Raw genomic sequence first — 19,634 nt, forward strand, 5'->3', positions numbered from 1 at the left:
TGGTGCATCCGGGAGGATTCGAACCTCCGACCGCTCGGTTCGTAGCCGAGTACTCTATCCAGCTGAGCTACGGATGCAAATGGCGGTGAGGCGGGGATTCGAACCCCGGATGCAGCTTTTGACCGCATACTCCCTTAGCAGGGGAGCGCCTTCAGCCTCTCGGCCACCTCACCACACGCCTCTTACGAGTGCTTCGAAGAACTTGTTCTGCTCATCGTCGCTGCGTGGCGCACATATTACTTTCTGGGACTTATAAGTCAAACAATTTTTCCAGAGCTTTTATCGTTTGCACACTTCACGCTCAATTAGTCTGTAAAAAAGCCAAAAAGAGTGTTTTATCAACAGATAATTTGATGACACGCTGGCCGCCAAAAGCGCACCATATCAACAGTGAGGTTGAAAAAAGTCATGAAGGGACAACGCGGGCGAGCGAGAAGAGAGGCTGCGTCTCACCCGAAAAGTGAGACGCGAAAACCTTAGTAACTGGACTGCTGGGATTTTTCAGCCTGGATACGCTGGTAGATCTCTTCACGATGGACAGAAACTTCTTTCGGGGCGTTCACGCCAATACGCACCTGGTTGCCCTTCACCCCTAAAACTGTCACGGTGACCTCATCGCCAATCATGAGGGTCTCACCAACTCGACGAGTCAGAATCAGCATTCTTTGCTCCTTGAAAGATTTAAAAGAGTCGGGTCTCTCTGTATCCCGGCATTATCCATCATATAACGCCAAAAAGTAAGCGATGACAAACACCTTAGGTGTAAGCAGTCATGGCATTACATTCTGTTAAACCTAAGTTTAGCCGATATACAAAACTTCAACCTGACTTTATCGTTGTCGATAGCGTTGACGTAAACGCCGCAGCACGGGCTGCGGCGCCAACGAACGCTTATAATTATTGCAATTTTGCGCTGACCCAGCCTTGTACACTGGCTAACGCTGCAGGCAGAGCTGCCGCATCCGTACCACCGGCTTGCGCCATGTCCGGACGACCGCCACCCTTACCGCCCACCTGCTGAGCGACCATACCAATCAATTCCCCTGCTTTAACCCGGTCGGTCACATCCTTCGACACGCCCGCAATCAGAGAAACCTTACCTTCAACAACCGTTGCCAGTACGATAACGGTAGACCCCAGTTGATTTTTCAGATCATCAACCATGGTTCGCAGCATTTTCGGCTCAATACCAGCAAGCTCGCTAACCAGGAGCTTCACGCCGTTGAGATCGACCGCTTTACTGGAAAGATTTGCACTCTCCTGCGCTGCGGCCTGGTCCTTCAACTGCTGCAACTCTTTTTCCAGCTGACGTGTACGTTCCAGCACGGCACGCACTTTGTCGCCCAGATTCTGGCTGTCGCCCTTCAGCAGATGCGCAATATCGTTTAAACGATCGCTTTGCGCATGAACGGTGGCCATAGCGCCTTCACCGGTTACCGCCTCAATACGACGAATGCCCGCTGCGGTGCCGGACTCAGAGATAATACGGAACAGACCAATATCACCGGTACGACTGGCGTGAGTACCGCCGCACAGTTCGGTAGAGAAATCGCCCATGCTCAGAACGCGTACACGTTCGTCATATTTCTCGCCAAACAGCGCCATGGCGCCTTTCGCCTTCGCCGCGTCGAGATCCATGATGTTCGTTTCAATCGGCAGGTTGCGGCGAATTTGCGCATTCACCAAATCTTCAACCTCACGAATCTCCGACGGCTTCATCGCTTCATTGTGCGAGAAGTCGAAGCGCAGCACTTTATCGCTAACCAGCGAGCCTTTCTGCGCAACGTGTGTCCCAAGCACCTGGCGCAACGCCGCGTGCATCAGGTGCGTGGCGGAGTGGTTCAGACGGATACGTGCGCGGCGCGCTTCATCTACGTCAGCCTGTACCGCATCGCCCACTTTCAGAGCGCCCGCAGACAATTTGCCGAGGTGACCAATCGCCTGACCATATTTTTGCGTGTCGTCCACAGCGAAAGTAAATCCAGCGCCTTTCAGCTCGCCTTTATCGCCAACCTGACCGCCTGATTCCGCATAGAATGGGGTCTGATCCAGCACGACAACCGCTTCCTGTCCCGCGTTAATCACTTCAACCGCTTTACCATCGACAAACAGCGCGGTCACTTTGCCGTTCAGTTCCAGATGGTCATAACCTTTAAATTCAGAAGCGCTGTCAACGCGGATCATCGCGTTGTAGTCCGCGCCAAAACCGCTAGCTTCGCGCGCGCGACGGCGTTGCTCTTCCATAGCGGCTTCAAAACCGGCTTCGTCGACTTTGATGTTGCGCTCACGGCAGACGTCCGCCGTTAGATCGACCGGGAAACCATAAGTATCATACAGACGGAAAGCGGTTTCGCCGTCCAGGGTGTCGCCCTGCAATTTCGCCAGTTCTTCATCCAGCAGCGCCAGACCGCGCTCCAGCGTACGGGCGAACTGCTCTTCTTCCGTTTTCAGAACCTGCTCGACCTGCGCCTGCTGACGTTTCAACTCTTCGCCTGCGGAGCCCATTACCTCAATCAGCGGCCCAACCAGCTTGTAGAAGAAGGTCTCTTTCGCGCCCAGCATGTTGCCGTGACGAACCGCGCGACGAATAATGCGACGCAGCACATAGCCACGGTTTTCATTCGACGGCAGCACGCCATCGGCAACCAGGAATGCGCAAGAACGGATGTGGTCGGCGATAACGCGCAGCGATTTATTACCCAGATCGGTGGCGCCGGTGACTTTCGCTACCGCTTCAATCAACGTGCGGAACAGGTCGATGTCATAGTTAGAGTTAACGTGTTGCAGTACCGCGGCAATACGCTCCAGCCCCATACCGGTATCTACAGACGGTTTCGGCAATGGTTCCATAGCCCCGTCAGCCTGACGGTTGAACTGCATAAAGACGATGTTCCAGATCTCAATATAGCGATCGCCGTCTTCTTCCGGGCTTCCCGGAGGGCCGCCCCAGATGTGGTCGCCATGATCGTAGAAGATTTCGGTGCACGGACCGCAGGGACCGGTATCGCCCATCTGCCAGAAGTTATCCGATGCGTATGGCGCGCCTTTATTGTCGCCGATACGGATGATACGCTCGCGCGGGATGCCGACTTCTTTTTCCCAGATCTCATAGGCTTCGTCGTCGGTTTCATAAACGGTGACCCATAAACGCTCTTTTGGCAGAGCAAACCAGTTTTCACCGGTCAGTAATTCCCATGCGAACTGAATGGCGTCGTGTTTGAAGTAATCGCCGAAGCTGAAGTTGCCCAGCATTTCGAAGAAAGTATGGTGACGTGCAGTGTATCCGACGTTTTCCAGATCGTTGTGTTTACCCCCCGCGCGTACGCAACGCTGGGAAGTGGTTGCACGGGAATAATTACGTTTATCGAGCCCAAGGAAAACATCCTTGAACTGGTTCATCCCGGCATTGGTAAACAACAGAGTGGGGTCATTGTTAGGCACCAGGGAACTGCTGGCAACTACCTGATGCCCTTTACTATGGAAAAAGTCGAGAAACGCCTGACGGATCTCAGCGGTGCTCTTGCTCATAATTATCCTGAAATCAAGCTACACTTCACCCTTCAGGCCGCCTCTGCGTTGGCTGCGAGTTTCCCGGTCACGCGTTCCCGAGGCTCACTTGCCGCTTTGATGCGGCTTGAATGATTTTGTGTATTTAAGGAATATTCGTCGCAGACGCTGTTCGCCGTTAAGCAACCCGCGTCCAGACGGAAAAAGTGGGAATAAGATAAGTTTTCTTTACCGGGAAGTAAAATCCCGTATGCGCTCAATCTGCAAAATTTCGCCATATTTGCTGGATATCGTCCATCAGATACCCGCGATAGAGCAAAAAGCGCTGTACCTTAACCTTTTCTGAAAAGTTTGAAGGGAGCGGCTCGCCATATTTGCGAACGGCCTGTTCATGTGCCATTTCACTCCAGTCAATTTCACATTCTCGCATCGCTTTTTCAGTCGATTCACGGGAAATGCCTTTCTGATTCAACTCCTGGCAAATACGCGCCGGGCCATAGCCTTTGCGGCTACGACTGGCGATAAAGCGCATCACGAAGCGCTCGTCATCAAGATAGTGATGTTCGTGGCACCAAGCGATCACGCGTTCATAATCGTCTGCCGTCGCATCAATCTCTTCCGGCCCATTTTTGCCCATCACCGGCGCGGAGAGTTTACGCCGTAATTCCTGCTCGCTGTGATCGCGGACAGCAAGAATACGTACCGCACGATCAAGGAGACGAGCATAAGCGGGACGGCGCGATGTGGGTTCACTCATAAAAAACCTTAACAGGGAGAAATGCCAAAAGGGCCGCATAAATGCAGCCCTTGATGGTAATTTAACGTTTTGCTGAATGGCGGCTTCGTTTTGTCCGACCCACCATCACCTGATGATTAAAAATCTTCGTTGGTTTCTGCAACGCCTTCGCTATCGTCAACGGCGAAATCGGGCGTGGCATTCTGATTACTCAACAGTAATTCACGAACCCTTTTCTCGATCTCTTTCGCTGTCGCCGGGTTCTCTTTCAGCCAGGTAGTCGCGTTCGCTTTACCCTGGCCAATCTTCTCGCCGTTGTAGCTGTACCATGCGCCCGCTTTCTCGATCAGCTTCTCTTTCACGCCCAGGTCAACCAGTTCGCCATAGAAGTTGATGCCTTCGCCGTAGAGGATCTGGAACTCGGCCTGCTTAAACGGCGCGGCGATTTTGTTTTTCACCACTTTCACACGCGTTTCGCTACCCACGACATTATCGCCCTCTTTCACCGCGCCAATACGACGGATATCAAGACGAACAGAGGCGTAGAATTTCAGCGCGTTACCGCCGGTGGTGGTTTCCGGGTTACCGAACATCACGCCAATCTTCATACGGATCTGGTTGATGAAAATCAACAGCGTGTTGGACTGTTTCAGGTTCCCCGCCAGCTTACGCATCGCCTGGCTCATCATACGCGCCGCGAGGCCCATGTGAGAGTCGCCAATTTCGCCTTCGATTTCCGCTTTCGGCGTTAGCGCCGCTACGGAGTCGACCACAATGACGTCCACCGCGCCTGAACGCGCCAGCGCGTCACAGATTTCCAGCGCCTGCTCGCCGGTATCCGGCTGAGAGCAGAGCAGGTTATCGATATCGACGCCCAGCTTGCGTGCGTAAACAGGGTCAAGCGCGTGTTCCGCATCGATAAACGCACAGGTTTTACCTTCACGCTGCGCAGCGGCAATCACCTGCAGCGTCAGGGTCGTTTTACCGGAAGATTCCGGCCCGTAAATTTCGACGATACGACCCATCGGCAGACCGCCCGCACCGAGTGCGATGTCCAGTGAAAGCGAACCGGTGGAGATAGTTTCCACATCCATAGAACGGTCTTCACCCAGACGCATGATGGAGCCTTTACCAAATTGCTTTTCAATTTGGCCCAGTGCTGCCGCCAACGCTTTCTGTTTGTTTTCGTCGATAGCCATTATTACTCCTGTCATGCAACTTGGTATTGAACCGGATAGTGAATTCGTACTGTTGAAGCAATTATACTGTATGCTCATACAGTATCAAGTGTTTTGTAGAAATTGTTGCCACAGGGTTTGTAGCGCGTACGTCGTCGCCTGTCGACGCACCGATTCACGGTCGCCGCTGAAGCATTCCCGACGCGTAATCCCTTCTCCGCTGACGCTGGCGAAAGCAAACCACACCGTACCAACCGGCTTTTCTTCACTGCCGCCATCCGGCCCAGCAATCCCGCTAATAGCGACAGCAAAATCGGCGCGAGCGGCCTTCAGCGCCCCGATCGCCATTTCGACCACTACGGGTTCGCTGACCGCGCCATGCTGCGCCAGAGTCTCTTCACGCACGCCAATCATCTGCGCTTTGGCTTCATTACTATAGGTGACAAAGCCGCGTTCAAACCAGGCGGAGCTTCCGGCGATGTCGGTAATGGCTTTCGCCAGCCAGCCGCCGGTACAGGACTCTGCTGTCGTTACGGTCGCCCCGCGCGCTTTTAACGCCAGCCCGACCTGCTCGCTAAGCCGCATCAGTTCACTGTCAGTCATCATGACCTCTGTCAGTTAGAAATCCTGCCGCACAAGATAGCACTTTCTCACCAGAGATGGGGACGAGCAGTCGATTTTACGAGTCGGATTCCGAAAAAATGCCAGCAGGTTATTTATGCAGAATGAAATGAGGTAGCACATGACTAAATAGCAGTACCATGTCGCTAAATTTACACGCACGGAGAAAAAGCAAGGATGTCACTCAAAAAAACGGAAAGCACACAGCACAAACTGAAACAAACCTGTCAACTACGGCTGTGGTTAATTGTGGGTGGAGTATGTTCATTAGGAATGGGAGTACTGAATATATTGTCGTCAGGCTATTTTGAACCGTATGACGGCGGTCAAATTATCTTAGGCCTGGGATGTCTGGGATATAGTCTGGCACTATCAAAGAAGATATCCCACTTGCAGGCAGAGAATCAGCCCAAAAAGCCATAATAATAGCGGAGGGGGTGCTCCCCTCCCTAAGCGTAAATTAGCGCACCCGCGCCAGCGCTACCGCCTGGCCCAGTTGCCAAACCGCCATCGCATAATGCGTGCTGTGGTTATATCGGGTAATGGTGTAGAAGTTCGGCAGGCCGTACCAGTACTGGTAGCCCGTACCGATATCCAGACGCAGCAGGCTGGCTTCCTGATGATTGCCCAACGATTGCTGCGGCGTTAAGCCTGCGGCGGCAAGCTGAGAGAGGCTGTATTTTGTTTTGAAACCATTCGCCAGTCCCGGCGCCTGACCATTCGCTGGCACCGCAACCGTATCGCCTTTCACCCAACCATGCGCCTTGAAGTAGTTCGCCACACTGCCGATGGCATCTACCGGATCCCACAAGTTAATGTGCCCATCGCCATTGAAATCGACCGCATATTCTTTATAGGAAGACGGCATAAACTGGCCGTAGCCCATCGCGCCGGCAAAGGAACCTTTCAGATTGAGCGGATCGTCTTGCTCATCGCGCGCCATGAGCAGGAAGGTTTCCAGCTCGCCGGAGAAATATTCCGCCCGGCGCGGATAGTTAAATGACAGCGTCGCCAGCGCGTCCAGAATCCGCGTTTTCCCCATGATACGTCCCCAGCGGGTTTCCACGCCGATGATGCCCACAATGATTTCCGGCGGTACGCCGTATACCTGCCAGGCGCGGTTCAGCGCGTCTTCATACTGATTCCAGAACGCGACGCCGTTTTGCACGTTATCCGGCGTAATAAATTGTTTGCGGTAGCGCAACCAGGCGCCATTTGGTCCAGCGGGCGGCTGAGTGGTCGGCGCTTGTCTGTCCATCAGACGCAGGACGTAATCCAGTCTTTTAGACTGCGAGAGGATCTCCTGCAGCTGCTGACGGTCGAAACCGTGTTTGCTGACCATTTTATCAATGAACTGCTGCGCATTAGGGTTGTTGGCGAAGTCGCCGCCCATTTGCATGACGTTATGCTGCGGCTCAAGCAGGAAGCCGCCGGAAGACGTGCCAGTCGTCGCTTGAGTCCCGGAAGATTTTGGCGTGCTGCTACAGGCAGCAAGCAATACGCAAAGTGGAAGTAACGCTACATAACGACGCTTGAACATGAGAGATCCATTAAACAAATTCAGCCAGGGAGAAGTATGGTAAAGCATCCCCCGCCGCACAAGGAAGCGGCACAAGAGAATAAATCACCTTTCTCCTCTTTTCAGTTTGTATCCGCTCCCCCACTCCCGCAATCTTTCAACTTAAAATATTTTTCTTTTATTTTGCGATCACAATAACACTTTTTTAATCTTTCAACATGATTACAATGAACAGGAAATTAGCAAGAAAACTAAAAACCCTACAGGAGAGAACAATGATCGAAACCATTACACATGGTGCGGAGTGGTTCATCGGGTTATTCCAGAAAGGCGGAGAGGTGTTTACCGGTATGGTGACAGGTATTCTTCCGCTACTGATAAGCCTGCTGGTTATCATGAATGCTCTCATCAATTTTATCGGCCAGCAGCGTATTGAGCGTTTTGCCCAACGTTGTGCCGGAAATCCGCTATCTCGTTACCTGCTTTTACCGTGTATCGGGACATTTGTTTTTTGTAATCCGATGACCCTGAGTTTGGGACGCTTTATGCCGGAGAAGTACAAGCCGAGCTATTACGCGGCGGCCTCCTATAGCTGTCACTCCATGAACGGTCTGTTTCCGCATATCAATCCCGGCGAACTGTTTGTTTATCTGGGTATCGCCAGCGGACTCACCACGTTAGGGCTTCCTCTCGGCCCGCTCGCGGTGAGCTATCTGCTGGTAGGTCTGGTGACGAACTTCTTCCGCGGTTGGGTCACCGATCTCACCACCGCTATTTTTGAGAAAAAAATGGGGATTCAACTTGAGCAGAAAGTTCATCTGACAGGAGCGGTATCATGACACGGGTTCGTATTGAGAAAGGCGCCGGCGGCTGGGGCGGCCCGCTTGAACTGGACGTTACGCCAGGCAAAAAGATCGTCTATATCACAGCCGGTACGCGCCCGGCGATCGTCGACAAACTGGCGCAACTAACAGGCTGGCAAGCGGTGGACGGCTTTAAAGAAGGCGAACCGCCGGAAGCGGAAATCGGCGCGGCCATTATCGACTGCGGCGGTACGCTGCGCTGCGGTATCTATCCGAAACGCCGGATTCCAACCATTAATATTCACTCGACGGGTAAGTCCGGCCCACTGGCGCAGTATATTGTTGAGGATATTTATGTCTCCGGCGTAAAAGAAGAAAACATTACTCTTGTCGGCGAAACACCTGCCAGTCCTCAGCCTGCCAAAACGACATTAGGACGTGACTACGACACCAGCAAAAAAATCACCGAGCAGAGCGACGGGCTGCTGGCAAAAGTCGGTATGGGAATGGGCTCCGCCGTGGCGGTACTGTTCCAGTCCGGTCGCGACACCATTGATACGGTCCTGAAAACAATCCTGCCGTTTATGGCGTTCGTTTCGGCGCTGATCGGCATCATTATGGCCTCAGGTCTTGGCGACTGGATCGCCCACGGCCTGGCGCCATTAGCCAGCCATCCACTGGGGCTGGTGACGCTGGCATTGATCTGCTCGTTCCCGCTGCTGTCGCCCTTTCTCGGCCCTGGCGCGGTTATCGCTCAGGTCATTGGCGTCCTGATCGGCGTTCAGATAGGCCTGGGCAATATCCCCCCGCATCTGGCGCTTCCCGCCCTGTTCGCGATTAACGCGCAGGCGGCCTGCGACTTTATCCCGGTCGGCCTGTCACTGGCGGAAGCGAAACAAGACACCGTTCGCGTCGGCGTACCTTTTGTGCTGGTCGGACGCTTCCTGACTGGCGCGCCCACGGTACTTATCGCCTGGTTTGTTTCCGGCTTTATCTATCAATAAGAGGTTCAGACATGAGCGTGATTTATCAAACCACCATCACCCGTATCGGCCAGAGCGCGATGGAGGCGCTCGGCGAGCAGATGCTGATTACGTTTCGGGAAGGCGCGCCGGCGGATATCGAAGAATTTTGCTTCATCCATTGTCATGGCGAACTGACCGGCGCGCTGCAGCCTGGCGCGCGGTGTGAATTGGGCCAACATTGCTATCCGGTCACGGCGGTCGGCAGCGTAGCCGAGCAAAACCTGCGTGAACTGGGGCATATCACTTTGCGCTTCGATGGTCTGCGTGAAGCGGAATTTCCCGGCACCGTACACGTTGCGGGGCCTGTACCGGACGATATCGCGCCGGGCTGTATTTTGACGTTTGTCGCTTAAGGAGAAAAAACATGAATCAAGTTGCCGTTGTCATTGGCGGAGGCCAGACCCTGGGGGCATTCCTTTGCCGTGGGCTTGCAGAAGAAGGATACCGCGTGGCGGTCGTTGATATTCAAAGCGATAAAGCCGCGAATGTCGCCCAGGAAATTAACGCCGATTTTGGCGAAGGTATGGCGTACGGTTTTGGCGCCGACGCCACCAGCGAGCAGAGCGTGCTGGCGCTGTCCCGCGGCGTAGACGAGATTTTCGGGCGCGTCAATCTGCTGGTTTACAGCGCGGGTATCGCCAAAGCGGCGTTTATCAGCGATTTCCAGTTGGGCGATTTTGACCGCTCGCTACAGGTGAATCTGGTGGGCTATTTCCTCTGCGCCCGTGAGTTTTCCCGCCTGATGATCCGCGACGGCATTCAGGGGCGCATTATTCAGATTAACTCTAAATCCGGCAAAGTGGGCAGTAAACACAACTCCGGCTACAGCGCGGCGAAATTCGGCGGCGTGGGGTTAACCCAGTCTCTGGCGCTGGATCTGGCGGAATACGGCATTACCGTACACTCGTTGATGCTCGGCAACCTGTTGAAATCGCCAATGTTCCAGTCACTGCTGCCGCAATACGCCACTAAACTGGGCATTAAGCCCGATGAGGTGGAACAGTATTACATTGATAAAGTACCGCTCAAACGCGGGTGTGATTATCAGGATGTGCTGAACATGCTGCTATTTTATGCCAGCCCGAAAGCGTCTTATTGCACCGGGCAGTCGATCAACGTAACCGGCGGTCAAGTGATGTTCTGACCGTGAATTGCCGGATGGCGCCGTAGGCCGGATAAGACGGTTACGCGCCATCAGGTAAAACAACAGGAGCACATTATGGTTTCCACTCTGATTACCGTCGCCGTTATCGCCTGGTGTGCGCAGCTGGCGCTGGGCGGCTGGCAGATTTCCCGCTTTAATCGGGCTTTCGATAAACTTAGCCAACAGGGGCGGGTCGGCGTCGGGCGCTCCGGCGGGCGTTTTAAGCCCCGGGTGGTGGTTGCCGTGGCGCTGGACGAACAGCAGCGGGTGACGGACACTTTATTGATGAAAGGCCTTACGGTATTCGCCAGACCGGTTAAAATTGCCGCAATGCAAGGAAAACATTTGCATGAATTACAGCCTGATGTGATCTTTCCCCATGATTCGCTCGCGCAGAATGCACTATCATTGGCGCTTAAACTGAAACATGGGTAATTTCGTTATGAATGCGTATAGCTTGCGAAATTATCATTTTGCAACCAATACCCTAAATAATTCGAGTTGCAGGAAGGCGGCGACGCATTGAATCCCAGGAGCGTACATCAGTACGTGACCGGGGTGAGCGAGGAAAGCCAACGCACATGCAGCGTGAAGTATGACGGGTAAATACATAAGTCAGGGTAATCACGCCTATGAAACCTCGTCAGCGTCAGGCCGCGATTCTGGAGCACCTGCAAAAACAGGGAAAATGCTCGGTTGAAGAACTGGCCCAGTACTTTGACACGACAGGCACCACTATCCGTAAAGATCTGGTCATTCTGGAAAATGCCGGAACCGTCATCCGCACCTATGGCGGCGTGGTGTTGAATAAAGAAGAGTCCGATCCGCCTATTGATCACAAAACGCTTATCAACACCCACAAAAAAGCGCTGATAGCCGCAGCCGCTGTGAAATATATCCATGATGGCGATTCCATTATTCTGGACGCCGGAAGTACCGTGTTACAGATGGTGCCGTTGCTTTCGCGTTTTAGCAACATCACGGTGATGACCAACAGCCTCCATATTGTCAACGCGCTATCGGAACTGGACAACGAACAAACTATCCTGATGCCCGGCGGCACCTTCCGTAAAAAATCGGCGTCGTTTCACGGTCAACTGGCGGAAAACGCCTTTGAGCAATTCAGCTTTGATAAACTTTTCATGGGAACTGACGGTATTGACCTGAACGTCGGTGTGACCACGTTCAATGAGGTTTACACCGTCAGTAACGCAATGTGCAATGCAGCACGCGAGGTGATTCTGATGGCGGACTCCTCAAAATTTGGTCGTAAAAGCCCCAATGTGGTGTGCAGTCTGGAAACCGTCGACAAACTGATCACGGACGCGGGTATCGATCCGGCATTTCGTCAGGCGCTGGAAGCAAAAGGGATTGAAGTAATCATAACCGGAGAAAGCAATGAGTGATGCACTACTAAACGCGGGCCGTCAGACCTTAATGCTGGAGCTACAGGAAGCCAGCCGTCTGCCGGAGCGTCTGGGCGATGATTTTGTCCGCGCCGCCAATATCATTATTCACTGTGAAGGCAAAGTGATCGTTTCCGGCATTGGTAAATCAGGTCATATTGGTAAAAAAATCGCCGCGACGCTTGCCAGTACCGGTACTCCCGCTTTTTTTGTTCATCCGGCGGAAGCACTGCATGGCGATCTGGGGATGATTGAAAGCCGCGACGTGATGTTATTTATCTCCTATTCCGGCGGTGCAAAAGAACTCGACCTCATCATCCCGCGTCTGGAAGATAAATCCGTCGCGCTGCTGGCGATGACCGGTAAACCTCACTCTCCGCTGGGGCGAGCGGCAAAAGCCGTTCTGGATATTTCCGTCGAGCGTGAAGCCTGCCCGATGCATCTGGCGCCGACATCCAGTACCGTCAATACGCTGATGATAGGCGATGCGCTGGCGATGGCGGTCATGCAGGCGCGCGGTTTTAACGAAGAAGATTTCGCCCGTTCGCATCCGGCTGGCACACTGGGCGCGCGTTTGCTCAATAATGTGCATCACCTGATGCGCCAGGGCGATGCAATACCGCAGGTAATGCTCGCCACCAGCGTGATGGATGCCATGCTGGAACTTAGCCGTACCGGGCTGGGGCTGGTGGCGGTTTGCGATGAGCAACATGTTGTGAAAGGCGTCTTTACCGACGGCGACCTGCGTCGCTGGCTGGTGGGCGGCGGCGCGCTCACCACGCCGGTAAGCGAAGCCATGACGCCCAACGGTATTACGCTCCAGGCGCAAAGCCGCGCCATTGACGCCAAAGAGCTCCTGATGAAACGCAAAATTACCGTCGCGCCGGTGGTCGATGAAAACAGCAAACTCACCGGCGCCATTAACCTGCAGGATTTCTACCAGGCGGGGATTATCTAATCCTTCAGTCCCAGACGCTTCGCCAGCCGATGCAGGTTGGCGACGTCGGTTTCCAGCGCCCGCGCACTGGCCGCCCAGTTGTGATTATTTTGCGCCAGCGCCCCTGGCGAATCATCTCTCGCTGGAAGTTCTCCGTCGATTCGCGCAAATTGCGGCAGGCCGGCAGCGCCAGAAAGCTTTCCGCAGACGGCGCGGGTAAAACGTCCTCTGACAAGGCAAAATGCTGCTCCTCCAGTACCACCTCATCCCCTGCCCGGGTCGCTCTCGCCAGTACAACCGCACGGTGAATGGCATGTTCCAGCTCCCGGACGTTGCCCGGCCAGCCATAGTTGAGCAAATGGCGGCGCGCGCCGGGACTCAGTACCACGCGGGACAGCCCCAGCCGCAGTCGGCACTGCTCGCAAAAATAGCCCGCCAGCAGCACCACATCATCGCCGCGCTCGCGCAGCGGCGGCACAAAGAGCGGGAAAACGCTCAGGCGATGGAACAGATCGGCGCGAAAACGCCCTGCCAGCACCTCTTCACGCAGGTCACGGTTGGTCGCCGCCAACACCCGCACATCCACGCGCAGGCTACGATCGTCGCCGACGCGCTGAATATCGCCATACTGCAACACGCGAAGTAGCTTGGCCTGTAGCGCCAGCGACAGTTCGCCAATCTCATCCAGAAACAGCGTACCGTTGTCGGCCATTTCAAACTTACCGCTACGATTACTGATAGCCCCGGTAAAAGCCCCTTTTACATGACCAAACAACTCGCTCTCCGCCACGCTTTCCGGCAGCGCGGCACAGTTGAGATAGACCAGCGGATTGACCGCTCTGGGGGAGCCCTGGTGAATAGCTTTCGCCACCAGCTCTTTACCGGTCCCCGTTTCACCGCCGATCAGCACGTTAAGATCGGAGCCCGCCACAATCTCGATCTCTTTTTTCAACTGCGTCATCGCCGGCGACAGGCCGATCATGTGCGTCTCTTTTATCGGTTCAAACACGCCTGACGACCCCGGCAGCATGTTCTGGCTTTCCAGTTGTTCAATTAACAGCGCATTACTCAATGCCCCGGCGGCCAGCGCGGCGACAAGCCGCAGCTCTTCATCGCTAAATACCTCGAACTGCTCCGGCGTCATAGCATCAAGGGTCAGCGCACCGATGAGGTTCTGCCCGGCAAACAGCGGCAGACCAACACAGGCGTGGACTTTCAGGCTTTCCTGTCCGGGAATTAACCCGTCATACGGATCGGGTAAATCGCTATCAGCCGGAAAACGCACCACGTCCCCCGCGCGGGCGATGGCTTCCAGGCGCGGATGCCCTTCCAGGGTAAAACGTCTGCCGAGGACGTCCTGCGCCAGGCCATCAATCGCCAGTGGAATAAATTGTCGTGATTCATAACGCAACAGCGCCGAGGCGTCGCACGCCAGCACCTGACGCAGCGTAGTAATCAGCCGCTGAAAACGATCCTGATGCCCAATGCCGCGTTGTAACTCAATGGCGATGCCCGCCAATACCTCCACGGAAAAACTCATGGTTACCTCATTGTCATTTTGACAACCTATAGTGTCATATTGACAGCATCATTTATAGTCTTTTTGACTACACCAAAAATAAAAAACCAATATAACTTCATACAAATCAATAAGATGAAAATTTGGCACACTACCTGCAATAAGCAAAACAACTTTTTGTAAACGTTGAATGAATTGAGGTGGTTATGTCTATTCTGGTTAAAAATAATATTCATTGGGTTGGCCAACGCGACTGGGAAGTACGTGATTTTCACGGCACTGAATACAAAACGCTGCGTGGCAGCAGCTATAACAGCTATCTCATTCGTGAAGAAAAGAATGTGCTGATCGATACCGTCGATCATAAGTTTAGCCGTGAGTTTGTGCAAAATCTGCGCAGTGAAATCGACCTCGCGGACATCGACTACATCATCATTAACCATGCCGAAGAAGACCATGCAGGTGCGCTGACCGAACTGATGGCGCAGATCCCGGACACGCCTATCTACTGTACCGCCAACGCCATTGACTCTATCAACGGCCATCACCATCACCCGGAATGGAATTTTAAGGTGGTGAAAACCGGCGATACGCTGGATATCGGCAACGGCAAGCAGTTGATCTTCGTGGAAACGCCGATGCTGCACTGGCCGGACAGCATGATGACCTATATGACCGGCGACGCGGTGTTATTCAGCAACGATGCCTTTGGTCAGCACTACTGCGACGAGCGCCTGTTCAATGATGAAGTGGACCAAACTGAACTGTTTGAACAATGCCAGCGCTACTACGCCAATATCCTGACGCCGTTCAGCCGTCTGGTAACGCCAAAAATTACCGAAATCCTCGGCTTCAACCTGCCGGTGGATATGATTGCCACCTCACACGGCGTGGTATGGCGCGACAACCCAACGCAAATCGTGGAGCTGTATCTGAAATGGGCGGCAGATTATCAGGAAGATCGTATCACTATTTTCTACGATACCATGTCGAACAATACTCGCATGATGGCGGATGCCATCGCACAGGGTATCAATGAAGTGGACCCCAACGTGGCGGTCAAAATCTTTAACGTCGCCCGCAGCGATAAAAATGAAATATTGACCAACGTCTTCCGTTCGAAAGGCGTGCTGGTCGGCACTTCTACCATGAACAACGTGATGATGCCGAAAATCGCTGGTCTGGTGGAAGAGATGACCGGCCTGCGCTTTCGCAACAAACGCGCCAGCGCCTTCGGTTCTCATGGCTGGAGCGGCGGCGCGGTGGATCGACTGTCCACGCGCTTACAGGATGCCGGTTTTGAAATGTCCCTGAGTCTGAAAGCGAAATGGCGTCCGGATCTGGATGCGCTGGAGTTGTGCCGTCAGCATGGTCGCGACATCGCGCGTCAGTGGGCGCTTGCTCCGCTGCCGGAAACCACACAGAAAACCGCGCCAGCCGAAGAAATCACAACCTGCGTCGCCGCAGACCTCGGTCCTAAAATGCAATGCAGCGTATGCCAGTGGATTTACGACCCTGCGCAGGGCGAGCCGTTGCAGGATGTCGCGCCGGGTACGCCGTGGAGCGACGTGCCGGATAACTTCCTGTGCCCGGAATGTTCATTAGGTAAAGACGTGTTCGACGTACTGGCGACGGAGGCAAAATGAGTCGGGGGATCATTATTATTGGGTCGGGCTTCGCCGCCCGTCAGCTCGTCAAAAATATCCGTAAACAAGATGCGCATGTGCCGTTAACTCTGATTGCGGCGGACAGCATGGATGAGTACAACAAGCCCGATCTCAGCCACGTTATCAGCCAGTCGCAGCGCGCCGATGATCTCACCCGTCAGTTGGCGGGGGAATTTGCTGAACAGTTTAATCTGCGACTGTTCCCGCATACCTGGGTTGCTGACATTGATGCCGATGCCCATGTGGTGAAAAGTCAGGATAAGCAGTGGCAGTACGACAAGCTGGTACTGGCGACCGGGGCGGCAGCCTTAGTGCCGCCGATTGCAGGACGTGAGTTAATGCTTACTTTGAATAGCCAGCAGGAGTACCGCGCCTGTGAGATACCACTGCGCGACGCGCAGCGAGTGCTGATTGTCGGCGGTGGTCTCATTGGCAGTGAATTAGCGATGGATTTCTGCCGCGCCGGGAAAACGGTAACGCTGATGGATAACGCCGCCAGCCTTCTCGCCTCACTGATGCCACCGGAAGTGAGCAGTCGCTTACAGCATCACCTGACCGATATGGGGGTGCATCTGCTGCTGAAATCGCAGTTGCAAAAACTGGAGAAAACCGAAGCCGGTATCCGCGCTACGCTGGTAAGCCAGCATAGTATTGAGGTCGATGCGGTGATTGCCGCCACCGGCTTACGCCCGGAAACCGCTCTGGCGCGCCGCGCCGGGGTAGTCGTCAACCGCGGCGTCTGCGTGGATAGCTATCTACAGACCAGTCACCCGGATATTTATGCGATCGGCGACTGCGCGGAGATCAATGGTCAGGTACTGCCCTTCCTGCAACCGATCCAGTTAAGCGCGATGTACCTGGCGAAAAATCTGCTTGGCGGCAACGCGCCGCTGAAGCTACCGGCGATGCTGGTCAAAGTCAAAACGCCGGAACTGCCGCTGCATCTGGCGGGAGAAACTCAGCGCCGCGATTTGAGCTGGCAGATTACCGCAGAATCTGACGGTATGATTGCCAAAGGCATGAGCGGAGAAGGCCAACTACGCGCCTTTGTGGTAAGTGAAGACCGCATGAAAGAGGCCTTTGCACTGCTGAAAACGTTGTCCGTATAAGCCTGTGATGCCGGATGGCGCCGCTTCGCGTCTTATCCGGCCTACGAGTGAGCATCTGTTTACAGGCCGGATAAGGCGCAGCCGCCATCCGGCGCCCTACACTTCACTTAACGCTCGCGCTGCGGCAATCACGCCCTGTCCAAACGACAGCCCGCCGTCGCCCGCTGGTAACCGCTGCGGAAATAACAATTTAAAATCAGAAAGATAAAAGGCAAGACGCGCGCGAAGTAAGCGGTTGTGTATCACCCCGCCGCTGAAGACCAGAGTGGTTATCCCCCGCGCCGTAGCCTGCTGGCGCATTAGCGTGGCAAACCCGCACGCCAGCGCATCATGAAAAGCCCAAGCGCGTTGCGCGGGCGTGGCCTGCCAGTTCAACCATTGCCGCCAGAAAACAGCGACGTCCAGTTGAGCGCCGTTAAGCGGCATCGTTACCGGATGCTCAACGTTAGCGCATTGAGAGGCCAGCGCCTCCAGCGCGCAGGCGGCCTCGCCCTCATAGCTAAGCGATGCTGGCGCGCAGCGAAGCGCGGCAGCCACCGCGTCAAACAACCGCCCGCAGGAAGACGCCAATGGGGCATTGACGCCGCGCTCAATGGCGCGCGCCAGGACATTCCAGTTTTGCTGTTGCAGCCCCGCTGTCTCCGGATAATCCTGCCAGTCCGGCACAAAGCGCAGGCACTGCGCCAACAGATTACGCCACGGCTGTTTGGCAGCCAGATCGCCTCCCGGCAGCGCCACGGCGGGTAAACCACCTAAATGTTCGCATTCGCGATAATTGACCCGCAGACATTCTCCGCCCCATAGCGCGCCATTCTCACCCATGCCGATACCGTCTACCGTCAGGGCAATCACCTCTCCGCCGTCCAGCGGACAACCATGCTCGGCCAGGCAAGCCGCCGCATGGGCATGATGGTGTAACACCGTCTCTGTCGGTAGACGCATCTCACTGGCCCACTGACTGGAAACATAGCCCGGATGCGCATCACAGACGATACGCTCTGGCGTAAAATCGTAGATTGACTGGATCAAACGCAATGCCTCGCGCCACTGCGCCTGGATACCGTCATCGCTGAGATCGCCTAAATGCTGGCTGACAACTGCCTGTTCGCCGCGTACCAGACAGAACGTGTTTTTCAGATCCGCGCCCAGACAAAGTATTGGCGGCACATCGCGAAATCCGGGCGGCAACGCAATCGCGTCCGGCACGTATCCCCGCGAACGACGCAGCATTTCGCCGCTGTCGCGTACGACAGAGTCGTCCATGCGCTGTACAATGTCGCGATTGTGCAACAGAAAACCATCGGCAATATCGTGTAAATCGTCCAGCGCCTGTTCGTTGGTGATGGCGGGCGGTTTGCCGCTCAGGTTGCCGGATGTCATCACCAGCGGGTAATTGAGCGCCTGCAACAAGAGATGTTGCAATGGGTTGGCTGGCAGCATCACGCCCACCTCCGTAAGCCCTGGCGCGATGCCCTCACTCAGCGAAGGTACATACTGCTTATCCACCAGCACAATCGGGGCCGCTGGCGTGGTCAGCAGCGAACGCGCTGCGCTCGGCAGCGTTTGCGCCGTGGGCAACATCACCGCCAATGGTTTCGCCGGGCGATGTTTACGCGCCCGCAGCATCGCCACTGCGTTATCGTTGCGCGCATCGCAGGCCAGATGAAAACCACCCAGCCCTTTAACGGCAATAATGCCTCCGGCGTTCAGTTGGGCGACCGCCGCCTGCAAAGCCGCCTCTTTTTCCGCTCGTTCATGTTGGCTCCGCCACTCAAGATGCGGCCCGCATGACGGACAGGCAACGGGCTGGGCATGAAAACGGCGATCGTACGGATCGCGGTATTCGCTGTCGCATTCCGGACACAAGGGAAACGCCGCCATCACCGTAAATGGCCGGTCATAGGGCATAGCGCGAATAATGGTGAAGCGTGGTCCGCAGTGGGTGCAATTGATGAAAGGATAACGGTAGCGCCGCTCGCCTGGGGTATTCATCTCGGCAAGACATGCCTGGCAGGTCGCCGCATCCGGCACGATTTGCGTGTTCATCGCACCGCCTGCGCTCTGACGAATGGTGAAATCCGTCGGTGCGCGCTCCCATACCAACGACGCGTGTTCAACGCTGTCAATGCGTGCCAGCGGCGGGCAATCCTGATAGAGCGCGGCAATAAATTGCGACGGCTCTTCCAGCAGCCGAACGACGACGCCGTCGCCGTCATTACACACGTCGCCGTGTAATCGCAACTGCTGCGCCAGCTGCCAGACAAAAGGACGAAAACCGACGCCCTGTACTTTGCCCCGAATGCGTAGCTGTACGCCGGAAGGTGTGTCTATCGCCATCTTATTTTCCCGCCATCATCGAACCCGGATGCCTGATGGCGCGACGCTTATCAGGCCTACAACCGCACGGACCGTAGACCGGATAAGGCATTGATGCCGCCATCCGGCAATGCTTTGTGGCGTATT

General features: G+C 54.8%; 17 protein-coding genes, 2 tRNA genes and 1 pseudogene. 10 read left to right on the top strand and 10 right to left on the bottom strand.

Annotation, left to right across the window (positions count from 1 at the left end):
• The 7 genes from ACLJRU_RS11390 to pncC form a co-directional block, all read right to left on the bottom strand.
• A tRNA-Arg gene (locus ACLJRU_RS11390) sits at positions 1-77 on the bottom strand.
• Between the two features lie 3 nt (positions 78-80).
• Positions 81-173: transfer RNA gene (locus ACLJRU_RS11395), tRNA-Ser, on the bottom strand.
• A 303-nt stretch (positions 174-476) separates the two neighbouring features.
• Positions 477-662, bottom strand: coding sequence for a carbon storage regulator CsrA (gene csrA / locus ACLJRU_RS11400; RefSeq protein ID WP_000906486.1), 186 nt, complete (start codon positions 660-662; stop codon positions 477-479).
• Between the two features lie 235 nt (positions 663-897).
• On the bottom strand, positions 898-3,528 hold the full coding sequence (gene alaS / locus ACLJRU_RS11405; RefSeq protein WP_023235189.1) for an alanine--tRNA ligase: 2,631 nt from the start codon (positions 3,526-3,528) through the stop codon (positions 898-900).
• Positions 3,529-3,763: 235 nt separating this feature from the next.
• Positions 3,764-4,264, bottom strand: a complete 501-nt coding sequence (recX, locus tag ACLJRU_RS11410) for a recombination regulator RecX (RefSeq protein ID WP_001294858.1) — start codon at positions 4,262-4,264, stop codon at positions 3,764-3,766.
• A gap of 116 nt (positions 4,265-4,380) precedes the next feature.
• A complete protein-coding gene (gene recA / locus ACLJRU_RS11415) occupies positions 4,381-5,442 on the bottom strand; it encodes a recombinase RecA (protein WP_000963150.1) in 1,062 nt (353 codons plus the stop codon).
• Positions 5,443-5,526: 84 nt separating this feature from the next.
• A complete protein-coding gene (gene pncC, locus ACLJRU_RS11420; protein ID WP_000132239.1) occupies positions 5,527-6,024 on the bottom strand; it encodes a nicotinamide-nucleotide amidase in 498 nt (165 codons plus the stop codon).
• A 195-nt stretch (positions 6,025-6,219) separates the two neighbouring features.
• Here pncC and ACLJRU_RS11425 point away from each other — a divergent pair, with 195 nt between their 5' ends.
• Complete coding sequence (locus tag ACLJRU_RS11425; RefSeq protein ID WP_001519391.1) at positions 6,220-6,465, top strand: hypothetical protein; 246 nt, start codon at positions 6,220-6,222, stop codon at positions 6,463-6,465.
• Between the two features lie 37 nt (positions 6,466-6,502).
• Here the strand turns inward: ACLJRU_RS11425 and mltB are convergent, their stop codons facing one another.
• The gene (mltB, locus tag ACLJRU_RS11430; RefSeq protein WP_000476831.1) at positions 6,503-7,582 is read right to left on the bottom strand and encodes a lytic murein transglycosylase B; all 1,080 of its coding nucleotides are present in this window, start codon (positions 7,580-7,582) and stop codon (positions 6,503-6,505) included.
• Between the two features lie 254 nt (positions 7,583-7,836).
• On the opposite strand from mltB, the gene srlA reads away from it, so the two are divergent.
• From srlA to gutQ, 7 genes are all read left to right on the top strand, one after another.
• Positions 7,837-8,400 carry a PTS glucitol/sorbitol transporter subunit IIC gene (gene srlA, locus ACLJRU_RS11435; RefSeq protein ID WP_000573333.1) on the top strand — a complete coding sequence of 188 codons (564 nt, stop codon included), beginning with the start codon at positions 7,837-7,839 and terminating at the stop codon, positions 8,398-8,400.
• On the top strand, positions 8,397-9,368 hold the full coding sequence (locus ACLJRU_RS11440; protein WP_094913653.1) for a PTS glucitol/sorbitol transporter subunit IIB: 972 nt from the start codon (positions 8,397-8,399) through the stop codon (positions 9,366-9,368). The genes srlA and ACLJRU_RS11440 overlap by 4 nt, the downstream gene beginning before the upstream one ends.
• 11 nt (positions 9,369-9,379) lie before the next feature.
• Positions 9,380-9,742 (top strand): PTS glucitol/sorbitol transporter subunit IIA, encoded by a 363-nt coding sequence (srlB, locus tag ACLJRU_RS11445; protein ID WP_000111555.1) that lies wholly within the window; start codon positions 9,380-9,382, stop codon positions 9,740-9,742.
• An 11-nt stretch (positions 9,743-9,753) separates the two neighbouring features.
• Positions 9,754-10,533 carry a sorbitol-6-phosphate dehydrogenase gene (gene srlD / locus ACLJRU_RS11450; RefSeq protein WP_001540763.1) on the top strand — a complete coding sequence of 260 codons (780 nt, stop codon included), beginning with the start codon at positions 9,754-9,756 and terminating at the stop codon, positions 10,531-10,533.
• Positions 10,534-10,608: 75 nt separating this feature from the next.
• Positions 10,609-10,968 (top strand): transcriptional regulator GutM, encoded by a 360-nt coding sequence (gene gutM, locus ACLJRU_RS11455; protein WP_000255198.1) that lies wholly within the window; start codon positions 10,609-10,611, stop codon positions 10,966-10,968.
• 197 nt (positions 10,969-11,165) lie between these two features.
• Positions 11,166-11,939, top strand: a complete 774-nt coding sequence (gene srlR / locus ACLJRU_RS11460) for a glucitol operon DNA-binding transcriptional repressor SrlR (RefSeq protein WP_000804536.1) — start codon at positions 11,166-11,168, stop codon at positions 11,937-11,939.
• Complete coding sequence (gene gutQ / locus ACLJRU_RS11465) at positions 11,932-12,897, top strand: arabinose-5-phosphate isomerase GutQ (protein WP_001540764.1); 966 nt, start codon at positions 11,932-11,934, stop codon at positions 12,895-12,897. The genes srlR and gutQ overlap by 8 nt, the downstream gene beginning before the upstream one ends.
• On the opposite strand, the pseudogene norR reads toward gutQ, so the two are convergent.
• Positions 12,894-14,416 (bottom strand): annotated as a pseudogene (norR, locus tag ACLJRU_RS11470) (nitric oxide reductase transcriptional regulator NorR). The gene gutQ and the pseudogene norR overlap by 4 nt on opposite strands.
• 185 nt (positions 14,417-14,601) lie before the next feature.
• Here norR and norV point away from each other — a divergent pair.
• Both norV and norW read left to right on the top strand, forming a co-directional pair.
• Positions 14,602-16,041: an anaerobic nitric oxide reductase flavorubredoxin gene (gene norV / locus ACLJRU_RS11475; RefSeq protein WP_001540766.1), complete on the top strand. Its 1,440-nt coding sequence runs from the start codon at positions 14,602-14,604 to the stop codon at positions 16,039-16,041.
• Positions 16,038-17,171, top strand: coding sequence for an NADH:flavorubredoxin reductase NorW (norW, locus tag ACLJRU_RS11480; RefSeq protein ID WP_000086331.1), 1,134 nt, complete (start codon positions 16,038-16,040; stop codon positions 17,169-17,171). Before norV ends, norW begins: the two co-directional genes overlap by 4 nt.
• A gap of 96 nt (positions 17,172-17,267) precedes the next feature.
• Here the strand turns inward: norW and hypF are convergent, their stop codons facing one another.
• The gene (gene hypF / locus ACLJRU_RS11485; RefSeq protein WP_000963434.1) at positions 17,268-19,508 is read right to left on the bottom strand and encodes a carbamoyltransferase HypF; all 2,241 of its coding nucleotides are present in this window, start codon (positions 19,506-19,508) and stop codon (positions 17,268-17,270) included.
• Positions 19,509-19,634: the final 126 nt, after the last annotated feature.

The sequence above is a fragment of the Salmonella sp. SAL00653 genome, from assembly GCF_046552515.1.
Lineage (GTDB): Bacteria > Pseudomonadota > Gammaproteobacteria > Enterobacterales > Enterobacteriaceae > Salmonella > Salmonella enterica.